20 protein-coding genes are annotated in these 14,759 nt (G+C 38.8%); 7 read left to right on the plus strand and 13 right to left on the minus strand.

Features of this window, described 5'->3' with window-relative positions:
• Positions 1 to 17: 17 nt before the first annotated feature.
• The 9 genes from QVL57_RS01535 to QVL57_RS01575 all read right to left on the minus strand — a co-directional run bounded on the left by QVL57_RS01535 (position 18) and on the right by QVL57_RS01575 (position 6,914).
• Positions 18 to 1,184, minus strand: coding sequence for a flagellar basal body P-ring protein FlgI (locus tag QVL57_RS01535; RefSeq protein WP_290077433.1), 1,167 nt, complete (start codon positions 1,182 to 1,184; stop codon positions 18 to 20).
• A 124-nt stretch (positions 1,185 to 1,308) separates the two neighbouring features.
• The gene (gene flgA, locus QVL57_RS01540; RefSeq protein ID WP_290076937.1) at positions 1,309 to 1,785 is read right to left on the minus strand and encodes a flagellar basal body P-ring formation chaperone FlgA; all 477 of its coding nucleotides are present in this window, start codon (positions 1,783 to 1,785) and stop codon (positions 1,309 to 1,311) included.
• 31 nt (positions 1,786 to 1,816) lie between these two features.
• The gene (gene flgG, locus QVL57_RS01545) at positions 1,817 to 2,611 is read right to left on the minus strand and encodes a flagellar basal-body rod protein FlgG (RefSeq protein WP_290077435.1); all 795 of its coding nucleotides are present in this window, start codon (positions 2,609 to 2,611) and stop codon (positions 1,817 to 1,819) included.
• A gap of 35 nt (positions 2,612 to 2,646) precedes the next feature.
• Complete coding sequence (locus QVL57_RS01550) at positions 2,647 to 2,970, minus strand: flagellar hook-basal body complex protein FliE (RefSeq protein WP_290076938.1); 324 nt, start codon at positions 2,968 to 2,970, stop codon at positions 2,647 to 2,649.
• A gap of 29 nt (positions 2,971 to 2,999) precedes the next feature.
• Positions 3,000 to 3,410 (minus strand): flagellar basal body rod protein FlgC, encoded by a 411-nt coding sequence (gene flgC, locus QVL57_RS01555; protein WP_290076939.1) that lies wholly within the window; start codon positions 3,408 to 3,410, stop codon positions 3,000 to 3,002.
• A 6-nt stretch (positions 3,411 to 3,416) separates the two neighbouring features.
• A complete protein-coding gene (locus QVL57_RS01560) occupies positions 3,417 to 3,809 on the minus strand; it encodes a flagellar basal body protein (RefSeq protein ID WP_290076940.1) in 393 nt (130 codons plus the stop codon).
• 104 nt (positions 3,810 to 3,913) lie between these two features.
• Positions 3,914 to 5,224, minus strand: coding sequence for a FliI/YscN family ATPase (locus QVL57_RS01565; protein ID WP_290077437.1), 1,311 nt, complete (start codon positions 5,222 to 5,224; stop codon positions 3,914 to 3,916).
• Positions 5,225 to 5,264: 40 nt separating this feature from the next.
• Entirely contained in the window at positions 5,265 to 6,005 is a 741-nt protein-coding gene (gene flgF, locus QVL57_RS01570; RefSeq protein ID WP_290076942.1) for a flagellar basal-body rod protein FlgF, read from the minus strand.
• A 105-nt stretch (positions 6,006 to 6,110) separates the two neighbouring features.
• Complete coding sequence (locus tag QVL57_RS01575; protein ID WP_290076943.1) at positions 6,111 to 6,914, minus strand: DUF1217 domain-containing protein; 804 nt, start codon at positions 6,912 to 6,914, stop codon at positions 6,111 to 6,113.
• A gap of 255 nt (positions 6,915 to 7,169) precedes the next feature.
• On the opposite strand from QVL57_RS01575, the gene motA reads away from it, so the two are divergent.
• The 7 genes from motA to QVL57_RS01610 are packed head-to-tail and all read left to right on the plus strand — an operon-like array spanning position 7,170 to position 12,745.
• A complete protein-coding gene (motA, locus tag QVL57_RS01580; protein ID WP_290076944.1) occupies positions 7,170 to 8,039 on the plus strand; it encodes a flagellar motor stator protein MotA in 870 nt (289 codons plus the stop codon).
• A 38-nt stretch (positions 8,040 to 8,077) separates the two neighbouring features.
• Positions 8,078 to 9,043, plus strand: a complete 966-nt coding sequence (locus tag QVL57_RS01585; protein WP_290076945.1) for a FliM/FliN family flagellar motor switch protein — start codon at positions 8,078 to 8,080, stop codon at positions 9,041 to 9,043.
• Positions 9,044 to 9,649 (plus strand): hypothetical protein, encoded by a 606-nt coding sequence (locus tag QVL57_RS01590; protein ID WP_290076946.1) that lies wholly within the window; start codon positions 9,044 to 9,046, stop codon positions 9,647 to 9,649.
• 32 nt (positions 9,650 to 9,681) lie between these two features.
• Positions 9,682 to 10,074, plus strand: coding sequence for a flagellar motor switch protein FliN (gene fliN, locus QVL57_RS01595; RefSeq protein WP_290076947.1), 393 nt, complete (start codon positions 9,682 to 9,684; stop codon positions 10,072 to 10,074).
• Between the two features lie 32 nt (positions 10,075 to 10,106).
• Positions 10,107 to 11,174, plus strand: a complete 1,068-nt coding sequence (locus tag QVL57_RS01600; protein ID WP_290076948.1) for a FliG C-terminal domain-containing protein — start codon at positions 10,107 to 10,109, stop codon at positions 11,172 to 11,174.
• Positions 11,175 to 11,198: 24 nt separating this feature from the next.
• Entirely contained in the window at positions 11,199 to 12,266 is a 1,068-nt protein-coding gene (gene flhB / locus QVL57_RS01605; protein WP_290076950.1) for a flagellar biosynthesis protein FlhB, read from the plus strand.
• 32 nt (positions 12,267 to 12,298) lie between these two features.
• On the plus strand, positions 12,299 to 12,745 hold the full coding sequence (locus tag QVL57_RS01610; RefSeq protein WP_290076952.1) for a hypothetical protein: 447 nt from the start codon (positions 12,299 to 12,301) through the stop codon (positions 12,743 to 12,745).
• A gap of 3 nt (positions 12,746 to 12,748) precedes the next feature.
• Here QVL57_RS01610 and QVL57_RS01615 read toward each other — a convergent pair whose 3' ends face one another.
• Genes QVL57_RS01615 through QVL57_RS01630 form a run of 4 tightly spaced genes read right to left on the minus strand, consistent with a single transcriptional unit; the run spans position 12,749 to position 14,757 of the window.
• Positions 12,749 to 13,231 carry a hypothetical protein gene (locus tag QVL57_RS01615; RefSeq protein ID WP_290076954.1) on the minus strand — a complete coding sequence of 161 codons (483 nt, stop codon included), beginning with the start codon at positions 13,229 to 13,231 and terminating at the stop codon, positions 12,749 to 12,751.
• Positions 13,231 to 13,731 (minus strand): hypothetical protein, encoded by a 501-nt coding sequence (locus tag QVL57_RS01620; protein WP_290076955.1) that lies wholly within the window; start codon positions 13,729 to 13,731, stop codon positions 13,231 to 13,233. Before QVL57_RS01620 ends, QVL57_RS01615 begins: the two co-directional genes overlap by 1 nt.
• A 30-nt stretch (positions 13,732 to 13,761) precedes the next feature.
• Entirely contained in the window at positions 13,762 to 14,319 is a 558-nt protein-coding gene (locus QVL57_RS01625; RefSeq protein WP_290076956.1) for a rod-binding protein, read from the minus strand.
• Positions 14,320 to 14,367: 48 nt separating this feature from the next.
• A complete protein-coding gene (locus tag QVL57_RS01630) occupies positions 14,368 to 14,757 on the minus strand; it encodes a hypothetical protein (protein WP_290076958.1) in 390 nt (129 codons plus the stop codon).
• Positions 14,758 to 14,759 lie beyond the last annotated feature (2 nt).

Here is a 14,759-nt window from a genome sequence, read left to right on the forward strand (position 1 = left end):
CTTAACACCAGATCCCATTATTGAACAATCAAATCCGCGTGCAAAGCACCAGCAGTTTTTATAGCCTGTAATATCGCTATTATATCACTCGGCTTTACACCAATTTGATTCAAGCCTTTTACTAGCTTATCTAAGCTTGTACCGCTGAATATTCCTATCTGGCTTGTACTTTCATTAACATTCATTTTAGTACGAGGCACAACGACTGTTTGTCCTTCACCAAAAGGTTGAGGCTGCGAAACTAAGGGGTCTTCTGTTACCTTTACAGTAAGGCTACCATGTGATATCGCTACCCTAGAGACACGTACCTTTTCACCTATAACAACAGTACCAGACCGCTCATCCACAACAACACGTGCAACCTCATCTACGGGAATTGGTAGCCCTTCAATTTCTGCAATAAAACGTGTAGCCGTTACATCTTGAGGCTTATTTAATACTAAAGTTTTTGCATCACGCGTCTTAGCAACTTTTGCTTTATAGCGAGCCATTGAAAATATATTTATCAAATCGCAAATACGGGTAACCGTCGTAAAATCACCGTCTTGCAGAGCCAAAATTAACTGCGGCATTTCGTTAAAATTACCCGGAATAGCACGCTCTATAGTAGCACCATTTGGTATACGCCCTGAAGTAGGTACGCCTTGTGTAATTTTTGCATTTGCTCCGCTCGCGCTAAATCCAGAAACTATTATATTGCCCTGAGCAATCGCATATGTATTGCCATCTGCGCCCAATAACGGCGTCATAACCAAACTACCGCCTTGTAAAGACTTAGCATCGCCCAGCGAAGAAACAGTGATATCTAAGCGAGATCCCGAAGTAGCAAAAGGAGGCAATTCCGCGGTAACAATAACAGCAGCCACATTATTAGCTCGGGTTGCGCCAGGAGGTGCATTTATACCAAGGTTTTCTAACATAGCACGCATAGATTGCTCGGTGAAAGGAGAGTTTCGCAATGAATCCCCATTTCCGTTTAGTCCAACTACCAGCCCATAGCCAACTAGCTGATTAGATCGCACGCTTTGCAGCTTCGCAATATCTTTTAATCTTACTACACTGCTTGGACGATTTAAATCAGAATAATACATAGGTCCGGATTTTGCTAAAGAACCCAAAGCTTCTGCATCAGCCTTTGCAGCAGCATAATAATCAATCGACGACGCCGAAGCAGCTTTTGACATTTCATCGGCATGCAAATCAATAGCCGAAAAAACAAAAGCGCCGCTCAGCCATAAAATAAAAAACAACCTAACTTTAGGCAAATATATTGTCCTTAGCTTATCTAGCAATATTACAAACATTAATTTACTCTACACCAACTTCTACGCTACCATCTTTAGTAATGGTTCCAGAAACGGTTCGTCCACTATCTACGTTACGTACTTTTATATAATCCCCTACCGATCCAGACTGCAAAGGTACACCAGTAGCCGTAATTACAAGATTAGCGCCACGCACTATTAATTTTATTGATTTGCCTTGTTCAACAAGCACTGGTTCCTTAAGCGAAGAAAGCAGTATTGGATGATCCTTCAGCAAAAGTCCGCGTGCTACTTTGCCCTCTATTTGGTTAAAATCCAACACATAACGAGACGCTGCATCCTGGTTAATAGCAAACATCTTATATTTTAAGCTATGTTTGTTTATTTGTTCTTTATAGCGTATCGTCTCGGTTGGAACCACAAAACGAACATGCGCGGCAAAAGCACCTCCGCTAAACAAACAGCCAAAAACATAAAAAACGGTGGTTATATATAGCTTAGTTAGTTTGCTAATCGACATCTCGCATAAATCTATCTGGCCAAGGCCCAAATTAACGCAAATTCTTAGAGACAATTGAAGCCATCTCATCAGCGGCTTGAATTACCTTGGAATTCATTTCATAAGCCCTCTGAGCAGCGATCAATTGCGTAATTTCCTTTACCGAATCGACATTTGAAGCTTCTAGATAACCTTGTTTAATCTTACCAAAACCAATCGTGTCAGGGTCACCAACTACAGCTGCCCCAGAAGAAGCGGTAGCGCTGAACAAATTATCACCCAAAGGCTGCAATCCAGCCTCATTAACAAAATTAGCTAATTGCACTTGAAATGCAGGAGCCGCCGGCGCAGGATTTCCTTTAGTAGTTATAAACACCTGTCCTGACTCATTTATGTCCACTTTAACCACGTCCTGCTGATTAATAGTAACAGCAGGAATAAGCACATAGCCTTGCGGCGTGGCCAATTGCCCATTGGCATCTGGAGTAAACGTCCCATCACGAGTATAAAATATCTCTCCGGTCGGTTTTTGCACTTGAAAATAGCCGCGCCCCGATATCAGCATATCATATGGATGGTCAGTTTTTTGTAAAGCACCTTGCGCAAATATATGCCTTATACCAGATGTTTGCACACCAAAACCTACATATGTCCCCTCTGGAACCGCGCTGCCTTCAGCAGTGGCAGCAACAGATGACAGACGATCTGGCTCATACATCAAATCAGAAAACTCAGCGCTTGCACGCTTAAAGCCCGTAGTATTCACATTAGCAATATTATTTGCTATGACATCCAGATTTACCTGTTGTGCATTCATGCCAGTTGCCGCTATCGATAAAGCCCTCAAACTCATAACTTCCTCCGCAAAATTTTATAATCTAGCTAAATTTGCATCCGGCTTATTTCATTATAAGCCTGTACAATTTTGTCTCTTATAGCAATAGCCGTATTCAAAGACCTTTCAGCCTCCATAATAGCATTAACAGCCCCAGAAATACTACTGCCATGTCCCGTCATTTTTTGCACTGAAGCCTCTTCCGCTTTATTTAAGCTTGCTCCTAATCCACCAGAAATCTTTGCCAAAATCTGCTCAAAGCTAGCACCAGAGGCAACATTACTTTGCGTATTCACCAAAGATAAGCTATCAGGACCTCCTACGCTATTCATTTTATCAATTAAGCCAACAGCATCTATTGCGTTAATCATTATTATCCCTCAAAAGCTTTTGCAAACCACTATTTTAATAAAGAAATTGTTTGCGAAATTAAATCACGAGTTTGTCGAACTACCTGCAAATTTGCTTCATAACTACGATTTGCTTCCCTCATATCGGCCATTTCAACAATCATATTCACATTTGGATACTTTACATATCCTTTTTCATTAGCGGCAGGGTTACCAGGCTCATATTTATATATGAAAGAAGATTTATCTGTAGCAATTTTTGTCAGCCCAACGCCTCTATTACCTGTACCGTGATCGACAGCTGCCTGAAAACTTATCGTTTTACGCCTATAGGGGTCCGAGCCCGCAGTTTTGCCTGTAGAATTCACATTAGCCAAATTTTCAGAAATTACACGCATTCTTTGCGATTGCGCGTTTAATCCTGAAACGGAAATATTGCCTGCCGAAAGTAATGGATCCATATTAACCTACCCCTTTGCCGCTGCTAAATACATGCGATGAAAAACCCTAACAACAGAAGCATTAAACTGCATATCCTGCGCTATTATTGCCCCCTTGTTAACCTCACCCTCTAAATTTACATTATTCCCAGAATGCGTAACTTCATCTGTTGCCTCCGCTGTAAAAGCAACATCACCAACTACCGCACCAGCGTCAGCCATATGGCGAGGATTCGTAACAAGCATAGACCCCGCTAGCTTAGCACCTTCATTTACAAAACTAGCAAATGGCTTAACATCCACAGCCTTATATCCAGGGGTGTTAACATTTGCAATATTTGAAGCTACAGCATTTTGTCGCACAGATAACCATTGCGCCTGCCGCGCTGCAACAGCAAAAACATTACTCACATCAGACATTCAGAAAACTCCACCATAAATATCAAGCTATTTTAGTCTAATACAACAATCTTGCGCGAGCCTGGCACAGTAAAACTGTTTTACAAAAATCTAACAATATCTACTCAACTTTCTCCTTTGAGAGTTTGAGCTAACATAGCATAAGGATCAAACACAGGCGGAGAACCAATATTCTGAGTCAAAGCCTGGTATACCATAGGCACAAGCGAAACAGCCTGGTCCAATATAGGATCGCCACCCGGTTTATAAGCACCCATAGCACGTAAATCCCTGCTTTCTTCATAGCGCAGGATTAATGTTTTTAAATCCTGCACCAAGCGATGTTGGTCTGCTGTCCAACAAGATGTAGCAAGACGGGAAATAGAAGAGGATAAATTAATCGCGGGGAATCTCCCCTGGGCTGCAATTTCTCTGTCTAAGACTATATGCCCATCTAAAATACCACGAATAGAGTCAGCAACTGGATCATTATGATCATCGCCATCAATCAATACAGCATATATACCAGTTATAGAGCCCGAGCCCTGCACTCCAGGCCCAGCCCTTTCAAGTAAACGCGACAATTGGCTAAAAACACTCGGTGGGTACCCCCGAGCAACAGGCGGCTCTTGTGCTGCTATAGCCACCTCACGCGCAGCTAAAGCATAGCGAGTTATTGAGTCCACTATTAACAAAACCTTATGCCCCAAAGCTGAAAAATACTCAGCCACAGATGTTGCCGACACAGGACATAATCTACGCATCATAGCGCTTTCATCACCAGTGGACACAATAGCAACCACTTTATCCATACTATCTTTCATAGTATCTTCAAGCATGTCACGCACCTCGCGGCCACGTTCACCAGCAAGAGCTAAAACAACGGTATCAAAAGAATCGGCTCGGGCCATTAAAGCCAACAAAGTAGATTTACCAACACCAGAACCAGCAAAAATCCCCATACGCTGCCCAAAACACATCGGCGTAAAAATATCTAAAGCACTTACACCCGTAGCAAGACTTTCTCCTATGCGCCCCCTTTTTAAAGCTGGGGCCGCATAAGAATTTACTGAAACTGCAGTCTTACCATATTTTATTGGCCCCAAATCATCCAAAGGCTGCCCCAAAGAATTTAACACACGGCCCCGCCAAGAAATATCTGGCAATAGCATTAAAGCCCCGGCAGCAAAAGCCTTTGCACCTAATTTAGGCAAATGCGTATCATCAAAAGATTTAACTAATACATAATCCTCGGCGACACGTATAACCTCCGCTCGCAATTTAAGCGTCTTTTCTTCTATTACAACAGCATCCCCAAGTCCAACCAGTGACGACAAACCGCGTATTTTTATGGCCTCGGCAGAGACTTCACTAACTATACCCCCTTCGCGAATTAAATTTGCTTTAAAATCAGGAGATAAAATAAGCTTAGCCATATAATCTAAATTCGAAGATTCAACCGACATGTATTTACGCTTAACCAGAAACGCCGCCCAAAGTCTTAATAGCTTCGCTGCTTTGCTGCTCTTCCGCTCTCAGCATAGATTCTATTTGCTCAAAAGCTCTATTTACCGAAATGAGATTGGTCATTTCACTAACGCCATTAACATTTGAATTTTCAACGTAACCCTGCATAATCTTAACATCATTATCATCCTCCACAGGCAAAGGCGCCCGGTTACCCACAACCGAAGAATTAGGGCCGTAACTCAATTTACTACCTTGAGGAAAAGTAAACAAACCTATTGCAGCCACAGGCTTATTTCCTTGATATATAGCACCATTAGGCTTAATAATTGGATCGCCAGCATGAGGATCCAGCTGTATTGGCGCACCGCCAGTATCCAAATAATTATATCCAGCCACAGAAATTAATTGACCATCTGCGGTCATATTCATTCTGCCATCTCTAGTATAAACCAACCCGTTTGGAGTCGACAAAGAAAGCCAAGCATTTTTCCCATGTATAGCAATATCTAGCGGACTCTCTGTTCTAACTAACTCACCAGGACGATCAACATCATAATCTTTGCCAACAGAAATAAAACTTGGTTTATCCCCGTGATCCACAGCTATCTTTGACAATAGCTGATCAAACTTTAATCCTCTAGCCCTAAAACCAGCAGTGTTTATGTTAGCCATATTTTGCGCAATAATATCCATGCGCCTAGATAAACTAAGTTGACCGGAAATTCCTACATAAATCGAATTCTGCATAGCAACACCACAATTAAAGCTATTATATTTAACAGAGAGCTTACCTTATAAAACTTGCTTATAGCTTACCAATTAAAACAGAAGAAAATCCAGAAAAAACTAAGCTTATCCTCGTACTGGCCTTAAATTATTAATAGCACTTAATAAATCAGCAGAAATATTCCCTGTCCCATTAAGTATAGTCAAAGCCGCAGAGCCTGGCGAATATACATTTGCAGAATGAGCAACATCATAATTTGCCAAAGCTCGCTTTATAAACCTCTCGCGACGCTCTGGGTTAAAAAGATCCTCAGCAGACATATGCCGTTTTAGCAAACGCACCTTTGCATCTAAGCTAGTTGCCTGCACTGCCTGAGATAAGCCCAAAGCAGAAAAGACCATTTTAGACATAGTTTTATCGCCCAACAAAAATACAGGCCAAGTATCTTTATTCTTTTTAAGTTTGTTATCGTTGATTAACTCTTCTATACGGCGTTTAAAATAAATCGCTTGCCTAGCTCCTTCATTAAAACTCCCAACTTGCTCTTCCAAAACCATCTCTTTGTAGCGAGCAACGGTTCCAACAGTAGCTGGGCGCAGAGAAGTAGTAACCTCCTTAAAAGCCGTAAAGTTAAAGGCAGCTTTCAGCGTTTGAAACTTTGGGTCACGCAATCTAGCCGCATAGTCTGCATCAGTTAGCACCTTACGAATCAAACCTTTGGCATAGGTCAGATCCTCTAAATCATAAGCTTTCATTACATAACGATACAGCTTACTATCATTGAGCAACTCATCAGCGGTTTTTATTTTCCCAATATGTTCAAGATAATAAGCCGTTTCACGTTTTACATCGGTTTTTTTTTCAACAGCAGCTAAGCTTTTATTAATATCCCGCGTCGCACGCCTATATTCCCAAATAGCCCCAACCATTATGCGTTACCCCCACTAATATTACTATATATATTTCATAAAATAGCATAAAATTACCACAAAATAAAGTTTTTTATTAAAAGTTATTGAGACCAAATTGTCATAGCAAACAACCATAAGTTTGACACAAGCTAAATAATCTATTCTACGAACATCTGATAGGGAAAACGAGCTGCAAGATTCAAACTCAGCTCTTGACTCTAGCTTTATTTTAGGACATTAATTATAACGTGTATAGCGTGTGGAGGTACAGAGTTGGCTATTATTTTGGGAGTCGCAATCGCTTTAGGTTGTATGCTTGGTGGCTTTGTGCATATGGGGTGTAAACTTGAAACTTTGTTGCAGCCATCTGAATATATAGTTTTACTTGGCTCTGCTTTCGGCAGCTTTATTGTAGCCAATCCTTTGGCTGTAATGAAAGACACTGGCAAAGCTCTTCTTCAAGCTCTAAAAAATGATGTGCCTAAGGAAAAACAATATATTGCTTTACTTGGGGTATTGTATAGTTTGATGCGTGAAATGCGTTCTAAGCCTAGCGCTGAAGTAGAGCGCCACGTCGATGACCCAAAAAATTCAGTGATTTTTCAAGCGCATCCGGCAATTTTAAAAAATACTATTTTGCTCAATTTCATATGCGATTATTGTCGACTAATCCTTATGGGCAATGCTAGATCATTTGAAGTTGAAGCCCTTATGGATGAGGAAATCGAAACTTTAGTACGCGATTGGCAAAAACCTTATCACGCCTTACAAACTGTAGCAGATTCTTTACCAGCATTGGGTATAGTTGCAGCCGTTTTAGGAATTATTAACGCCTTGAGCCACATAAATGGCAGCCCCGAAGTTTTAGGAGAATCAATAGGATCTGCTTTAGTTGGAACTTTCGCTGGGGTTTTTTGTTCTTATGGTGTATTTGGCCCTATAGCTATGCAGGTAAAGACGGTTCGCTACAAAAGAAGTAGGGTCTTCGTAGTGGTAAAGCAAACATTGCTGGCTTATATGAATGGGGCTATGCCACAAGTTGCTTTAGAATATGGCAGAAAAACCATTTCAGATCTTTATAGACCTTCCATAGCAGTAGTTGAGCAAGAAGCTGTTGTTAATAAAGCTCCCGCAACGGCTTAAAATAAATTTTATAAGACGGGTATTTGTGAGAACCATTCATGAAAGACAGTAAAATAAAAACAAAGCAAACGCCCCCCTCTTTCTTGGCTACAAAAAATTCTGCAAAGCCTAATATCAGTGGCTTAGCTAGTTTGTTTTCTAAATCCAAAACAGTATCTAAGGAAAATATAAAAAGCTTTGGCCCAGCTATACAAGAAATAACAAAGCTTTTTGCAAATTATATGCAGGACTATACCAATATAAGTTTCTTTAGCGAACTCGCAGCAATTAATGAAGTAGAATTCTTTAAGTTAAAAACTACCATCAAACCCAATGATTACATAACGTTTTTTAACTCTACAGCGCTAGGCGGCTATGTCATTTTATTATTAGAAGAGGATTTAATTGATTTATTTGTTTCTGCTTTTTATGGAGCGTTAAGTCCTACCAAAAACAAAAAGGGTTACAGTAGCTTAAGCGCCGGAGAACAACGAACAGCTTTTTTAGCAAGCGAAAAATTCGCAGAAGCAATAAATGATAAATTGTCTCATAATGGGTTGCCCTTTATGGAATTAGACAAGGCATTGACAGGAAATGAAATAGGCGAAAAACGGTTAGAAAATGATAGTCTTTATGATTTCACTATTGCCATAAGATTTCCAGGTGCTTCGGGAAAGATGCGTTTATTTATTGCCGACCGTAGCTATCGTCCCTTTTATCAACATATGCTAGAATTACTAAAGACTAAGCCAAATATATCTGACCAATTATGGAACGCTTCGCTAGCAAAGGAAGTAAATAATACAGAACTCACCTTGCAAGCCTACATAAATCAAGGTGCTATGTCACTTTATGAACTATCGCAACTACAGCCAGGCCAGATATTACCTTTACCCAGCGGAGCTTTTTCTAACATAAATATCCAAAGTTCAAATAAGCATTTATACCGCGGTTCACTTGGAAAAATGGGCACACATTTTTCTGTAAAAATCAACGAGTTTATAACTAACGGAGCCGAGCGTTAAATGAAATTGTTCCTAGTCCACATAGTTAGCATAATAATTGATTTTACTTCTGTAGCGATATTTTTAGTCGCTGTAAAAAAAGCACAAAATACTATGCACACAAATAAAGAATTGATGTTTTTAGGAAAAGATTTGATGCGTCAAATCGCTATCTCAAGTACAAATCTGGATAAAGCTGTTTCTATATTAAAAGAAGAGTACGAAGATATTTGTGATGAAAACAGAAAAATGGATGCTAGAGTAGCCGAGTCTACGCGTATAAGAAAAGAAATCACAAAATTAACAAGCGAGATGGAACTCGGCCATGCTAAATTAAAAGAGTCCTATAATAAATTGCAAAAACTAAATACTGAGCTAGAGGCACGTGCAAATAATTTAAATATAGCAACAAAACCTAGCTCTACTTTTCTTACAACTAAGGCCAACAGCACAATAACTGAAAACACCGTGGATGATAACATAAGAAAAGATATACAAAACAAAACTTCGCGCAGCACCGCAATGCCAATGCGAAACCAACCAAATGCTTTGCTGCAAGCTATAAACGGCGGCTTACCATTTACTAGTAAAAAAATAGATGAAATTTCTGAAAAAGAAATTATATAAGTAATTATAAGCAAAATAAGCGATAAAACCCTATGGACGACAAAGTTAATAATCCAAAAAATTCTCCCTTAGCAGATATGGCTAACCTAAATACGGGGTTTAATAAACCAAACCCGCTTTCCTCTAGGTTTAAGTTAAACACCGGGCCAGAAGAAACGTCGGCCTCTGCACCAGCAACCAATGGCAGCCAAATTATAATGGACATACCTGTTGATGTGCAAGTAGTGCTGGGATCAACAACTATGCAAGTAGCAGCTTTAATGAATTTGAGCCGTGGTTCGATAATAAATTTAGAGACTAGCTTAGACGAACCATTAAATATAGTGGTCAATGGCAGAGTTATAGCAAAGGGCGAAATAGTACCTTTGGCAAATGACCCTACTAAATTTGGCATAAGTTTACTTGAAATTTTAAATAATAAATAAATTTAGCTTGGTAAATATACCGAAAGATTTTTATGCCAGAAATTCCACCGTCAGATACTCTAGATACAGAAAATGCAGAAGCAACGGTTGAAGAAACAATTGCTACTACAAATTCGATCATAGACACGTTAACAAGGCAACAAAAAGTTGCAGCACTTTTAGTAGCATTAAGCAAAAATGCTGCGGCCAAATTACTACGCCATCTCAATACCGAAGAGTTACGCTTACTTAATAATAAAGCTCAAACCTTACCAGATATAACGCCAGCAGAATTTGAGAAATTAGTAGAAGAATTTGAAAACAATTTTGCAGAAGGCGGCACCATCTCAGCTGCCGGAGCTCAATTTAATAATCTCTTGAAAGAAACGCTCGGCGAATCTGAAGCCTTAGCAATAATAGAAGAAAAAGAAGAATATCTTGCACCAGGAGAGAATGTGTGGCTGGCTATAGAAAAGTTATCACCAGAAAAATTATATTTGCATCTATCTACTGAGCATCCCCAAATATGCGCTTACGTGCTATCCCGACTACCTTCAGAGTTAGCTGCAAAAATAATTTTAGTATTGCCACCAGAGCAGCGCAAAGAAATAATAAAGAAAACCATGAATTTAGGCGAGGTCACAGCAGCCGCAGTAGCTAATTTAGAAAAAGCTTTGCGAGCCAGCTTTGCCAAAAAACCTGTGGCCGAAAATAAATCCAACTACGCGCAAATTGCTGCGATATTTAATAATCTTAACCGTGAACAATTAGATGATGTCCTAAAAGATTTAAAAGATCTAGACGAAAGAGATTTAAACAATATAAAATCTCTACTATTTGTTTTCGAAGACCTACCACGACTATCAAAAGAAGCTCGCTTGTTGCTTTTTGATGGTATCCCAACAGAAACTATAATTAAAGCACTGTATAAAGCTGCAGACGAGTTAGTAGAAGTGGTCTTAGAGGCCTTATCACCACGGAGCCGACGCATGGTAGAGGCAGAATTAATGACACCAAACCATAACCTTACAGCCGAGGAAACCATTGAAGCTCGCCGTACAATCGCTTTCAGAGCTATCAATTTATCCGAACGAGGTTCCATTAGCCTTAACGAAGCCTAGATTATCGTTAAAAAGTAGAGGACCATGGCAGAAGATAGTCCAGATAAGGAAAGCAAAACAGAAGAGCCTAGCGCGCACAAAATTAGCAAGGCTATAGAGCAAGGTAACATACCATTTTCTAAAGAAACGATATTATTTGGCACCGTAAGTTCATTTGCCATAATATTTGCTTTTATTATTGCGCCAGCTTTTGAAAAGCTAATAACTATCTTACATCGTTATTTTGAATATGCTGGCCAGATAGATATATATGCAGCCCAAAATATTAAATATTTATTTACTGAGCTGCTTACCCTAATATTTATTGCCATAGCTCCAATTTTTATCGTTATAGCCCTAGGCGGCGTAGGAGCATCAATATTACAAAATGCTCCGCAATTCATACTAGAGCGCATACGACCAAAAGCGGCCCGAATTTCTCCCAAAGAAGGCTTTAAACGTATCTTCAGCAAAACTGGATTGGTTGAATTTGCAAAAGTATTAATAAAATTTTTTATAATTAATCTTATTCTTTATTTAACGTTTTTTCATAATACTCTAGTATTTATAAATGCTTTCTTATTTGACCCAATAAATATTGCTTATTTTATTAAACAACAAATTTCTAGGCTTTTACTTTCAACATTAGTAGCGCTTGGCGCTATTGCGACTTTTGATATATTTTGGACACGTTTAAAGTGGAGACAAGAGCTGCGTATGACCAAGCAAGAGGTTAAAGATGAATATAAGGAAATGGAAGGAAATCCAGCCGTAAAAGCCCGTATGCGCTCGCTTGGCCGAGCACGCGCCAGGGCGAGAATGCTTGCAAATGTACCGCAGTCTACCGTTGTAATTACTAACCCAACACATTTTGCCATAGCACTGCGCTATAAAGCCAAGCAAGATGTTGCCCCAGTAGTTATTGCAAAAGGACAGGATTTTTTAGCACTACGAATTCGTGAAATTGCAACGGCGCATAATATACATATTATTGAAAATGTTGAATTGGCCCGAGCTTTATATAAACAAGTTGAAGTTAACCAAGTCATACCTGAAGATTTCTACCATGCTGTAGCAGAAATTATACGCTATATAAATAAAATTGGCAAATAATCTGCCCGACCAATATCAAAGGAATAGCAGCTATGCTAGACATAATGGATAGAATAACCAACGAGAGAGAGCAAATTATAGCTTATTATATAGCTAGAATTTTAAGCGATCTAAGACTTATAGATATCTCAGACTACATTACGTACGCCCATAATAATAAGCTTGCAAATATTGGAGATATTATTGAAGCGGCTACTGAATTGCATTTTATTACTAACACTATCCGCTTTGCTGGACGCGCAACATATGACGTAAATTGGAATGAATTACCAAACATTACTTTTTATATGACATTTAAAAGCAAAGGCGTACAAGCAAATTTTAGACTGACTCTCTCTGCCCTTTTATTTTCCGTACAATTGGATAGTATTAATTTTAATGAAGCGAACACGGATAACGCTATAAAAAATACAGAAAAACTAACTACCGCTCTTGAGGCAGCCTTATTAATTAAGCACAAGACTTTGCTGAAAGCGTAAAGCTTAGTGAATAACTGGCAGGTTAATATCTTTACTTTGTAACAGCTTTTCTTTAGTATAATAACTAAAGTGTGCCACTATTAAATCCTTTAAAAAAGGTTTAGGCAAACGCTTATTTATATCTGCCATCAACTCAGTTTTTAATAATTTAACGTCAACTTTATCAATTTGATCTGCAGTAGTATAGCTACCATAAAATTTTTCAAACAAAGCATCATTGATATAATCAGCTAAAATACTATTACCTAAAACTGCACCCGCTTTGGAATCTATAACATATACAAATTGCGCTACAACATATCCCTTTAATTCATTTTCCCTAATGATAGGAATATCCAAAACTTTTGTTCGCTCGTAATCAAGTGTTGATTCTACAGAAATATGTCCACCCCTAATCAAAGATTTAGGCGTCATGCGCAAAGCAAAGATAAAAGCTCCCAAAGCAACAGCACAAATCCAAAGCCCAAGTAAGATAATACGTAACATTATTTAGTTACGCTTTCTTCAGAATGCTCTACAATTTCTTCATTACCAACCTTAGCTTTATTAAGACGTACGATAGAAGGTACACTGTAAGTACCATCCGCCTCAGCATTCTTAACACTAGATTTTATTACCTCTACTAAATCGCTAACCGCATCTAAATGCATTTTTAACAATTCTTGATCACGTTCTAATTTAGGTTTTAGTCCAGCTAATTTTTCTATAGCATACTCTTGATAACGCCTATCCGATATATTTAACAATACTTCTTTGGCTTCTTCCAAATCCCTAAGCACACGAATTTTTTTTGTATTAATGGCTGTAAAATCAGGAAGTTTTTGTGACTGTAAACTTTCAATTTCATAGTCCAATAACTCTTCTGCTTGGGCTATGATTTCCAAAAAATTCCTAATACTAGGATGCTGCTCTATATCTTGATATAAATTATCCACTTCGTCGCTAAATTCTACAGCCGCATCGATGTTTGTTTCTATATTAGCCATTTTGAATTGCACTCCTCTAAAGAAAACAAATTAAGCATGCTTTGCCGCATAAATATTACGTAATGGATCTTTTTCTACAGCAGGGTTTTGATGATCTACTACAGAAAATAAAGATTTAAATACTGGCTTATTATCTGCAATATCAGTTTGCTGCTCTTTAACATTTGCCTGCTTAAGCAACATTTTTGCTATGCCTATGCCGCCATTAGCTGCCATTTCCTTGGCTATAGCCTCTGACATCATTGATTGCCAAATTTTACCAGCTTGCCCCTTACCAAAAACTTTAGAGTTATCGCTAGTAAACATATTTTCTACAAAAGACTGCAGCATAAAGGCTTCAAACTCCTGGTAAGCTTTCGTATTTTTTCTTACCAAAGCAGTTGAGCCTATAGATTTATTGCTAACAGCACTAACCTCTTGCTTAGCTAAAAGATTTTGAAAAGCATTTTTGGATTCTGTACCATTTGACGAGGGCACAGCACCGCTCGTACGCTGAGCTAGCTGCAGTTTCTGCAAGGATCGCTGATAGGTAGTGGGGCTAGCCGCCGCCACAACACCTAACAATAAATCATTAGTATTATTAATCATTCAATACACCCTAAAGACGTCCCAAGCGCCAATTATAATACACTAAACTTATGTAAAGCTTACTTTTATTGTTTGTAACGCTACACGCTCAATTATATTTGCTTCTACTCTTTTACGTTCTTCCATGCGAGATGCCTCTATTTGCTTTGTTTGTAAAAGCTCCACGCGATGTTGTGACTGCAAAAATTTCTGCGTTTCTATAGCAATGCTTTGTTCTACTTGCCGCTTAGATACAGCATTACGGCTAAGGGCCTTAGAAATAATCACTGGATCACAAGTAATTTTATCCAGCTTTTGCAACATATCATACATTGCAAGCTTATCTTCATCCAGTTTATTTTTCTCTTTTTCTAAAATACGCACCTGCATTTCATCGCGTAATTTAATAAGCCTTTGGGCTTTTAATAATTTTTTATAACGCTTACTAGACGACTGCATTT

The organism is Bartonella sp. TP (genome assembly GCF_030406085.1).
Taxonomy (GTDB): Bacteria; Pseudomonadota; Alphaproteobacteria; order Rhizobiales; family Rhizobiaceae; genus CALTWN01.

Bases quoted from the DNA above. Each gene is read 5' to 3' on its own strand.
- QVL57_RS01535 (WP_290077433.1), bottom strand. From the start codon at position 1,184: ATGTCAAAAGCTGCTTCGGCGTCGTCGATTGATTATTATGCTGCTGCA.
- flgA (WP_290076937.1), bottom strand. From the start codon at position 1,785: ATGTCGATTAGCAAACTAACTAAGCTATATATAACCACCGTTTTTTAT.
- QVL57_RS01550 (WP_290076938.1), bottom strand. From the start codon at position 2,970: ATGATTAACGCAATAGATGCTGTTGGCTTAATTGATAAAATGAATAGC.
- flgC (WP_290076939.1), bottom strand. From the start codon at position 3,410: ATGGATCCATTACTTTCGGCAGGCAATATTTCCGTTTCAGGATTAAAC.
- QVL57_RS01560 (WP_290076940.1), bottom strand. From the start codon at position 3,809: ATGTCTGATGTGAGTAATGTTTTTGCTGTTGCAGCGCGGCAGGCGCAA.
- QVL57_RS01565 (WP_290077437.1), bottom strand. From the start codon at position 5,224: ATGGCTAAGCTTATTTTATCTCCTGATTTTAAAGCAAATTTAATTCGC.
- flgF (WP_290076942.1), bottom strand. From the start codon at position 6,005: ATGCAGAATTCGATTTATGTAGGAATTTCCGGTCAACTTAGTTTATCT.
- QVL57_RS01575 (WP_290076943.1), bottom strand. From the start codon at position 6,914: ATGGTTGGGGCTATTTGGGAATATAGGCGTGCGACGCGGGATATTAAT.
- QVL57_RS01585 (WP_290076945.1), top strand. From the start codon at position 8,078: ATGAAAGACAGTAAAATAAAAACAAAGCAAACGCCCCCCTCTTTCTTG.
- QVL57_RS01590 (WP_290076946.1), top strand. From the start codon at position 9,044: ATGAAATTGTTCCTAGTCCACATAGTTAGCATAATAATTGATTTTACT.
- fliN (WP_290076947.1), top strand. From the start codon at position 9,682: ATGGACGACAAAGTTAATAATCCAAAAAATTCTCCCTTAGCAGATATG.
- QVL57_RS01600 (WP_290076948.1), top strand. From the start codon at position 10,107: ATGCCAGAAATTCCACCGTCAGATACTCTAGATACAGAAAATGCAGAA.
- flhB (WP_290076950.1), top strand. From the start codon at position 11,199: ATGGCAGAAGATAGTCCAGATAAGGAAAGCAAAACAGAAGAGCCTAGC.
- QVL57_RS01610 (WP_290076952.1), top strand. From the start codon at position 12,299: ATGCTAGACATAATGGATAGAATAACCAACGAGAGAGAGCAAATTATA.
- QVL57_RS01615 (WP_290076954.1), bottom strand. From the start codon at position 13,231: ATGTTACGTATTATCTTACTTGGGCTTTGGATTTGTGCTGTTGCTTTG.
- QVL57_RS01620 (WP_290076955.1), bottom strand. From the start codon at position 13,731: ATGGCTAATATAGAAACAAACATCGATGCGGCTGTAGAATTTAGCGAC.
- QVL57_RS01625 (WP_290076956.1), bottom strand. From the start codon at position 14,319: ATGATTAATAATACTAATGATTTATTGTTAGGTGTTGTGGCGGCGGCT.
- QVL57_RS01630 (WP_290076958.1), bottom strand. From the start codon at position 14,757: ATGCAGTCGTCTAGTAAGCGTTATAAAAAATTATTAAAAGCCCAAAGG.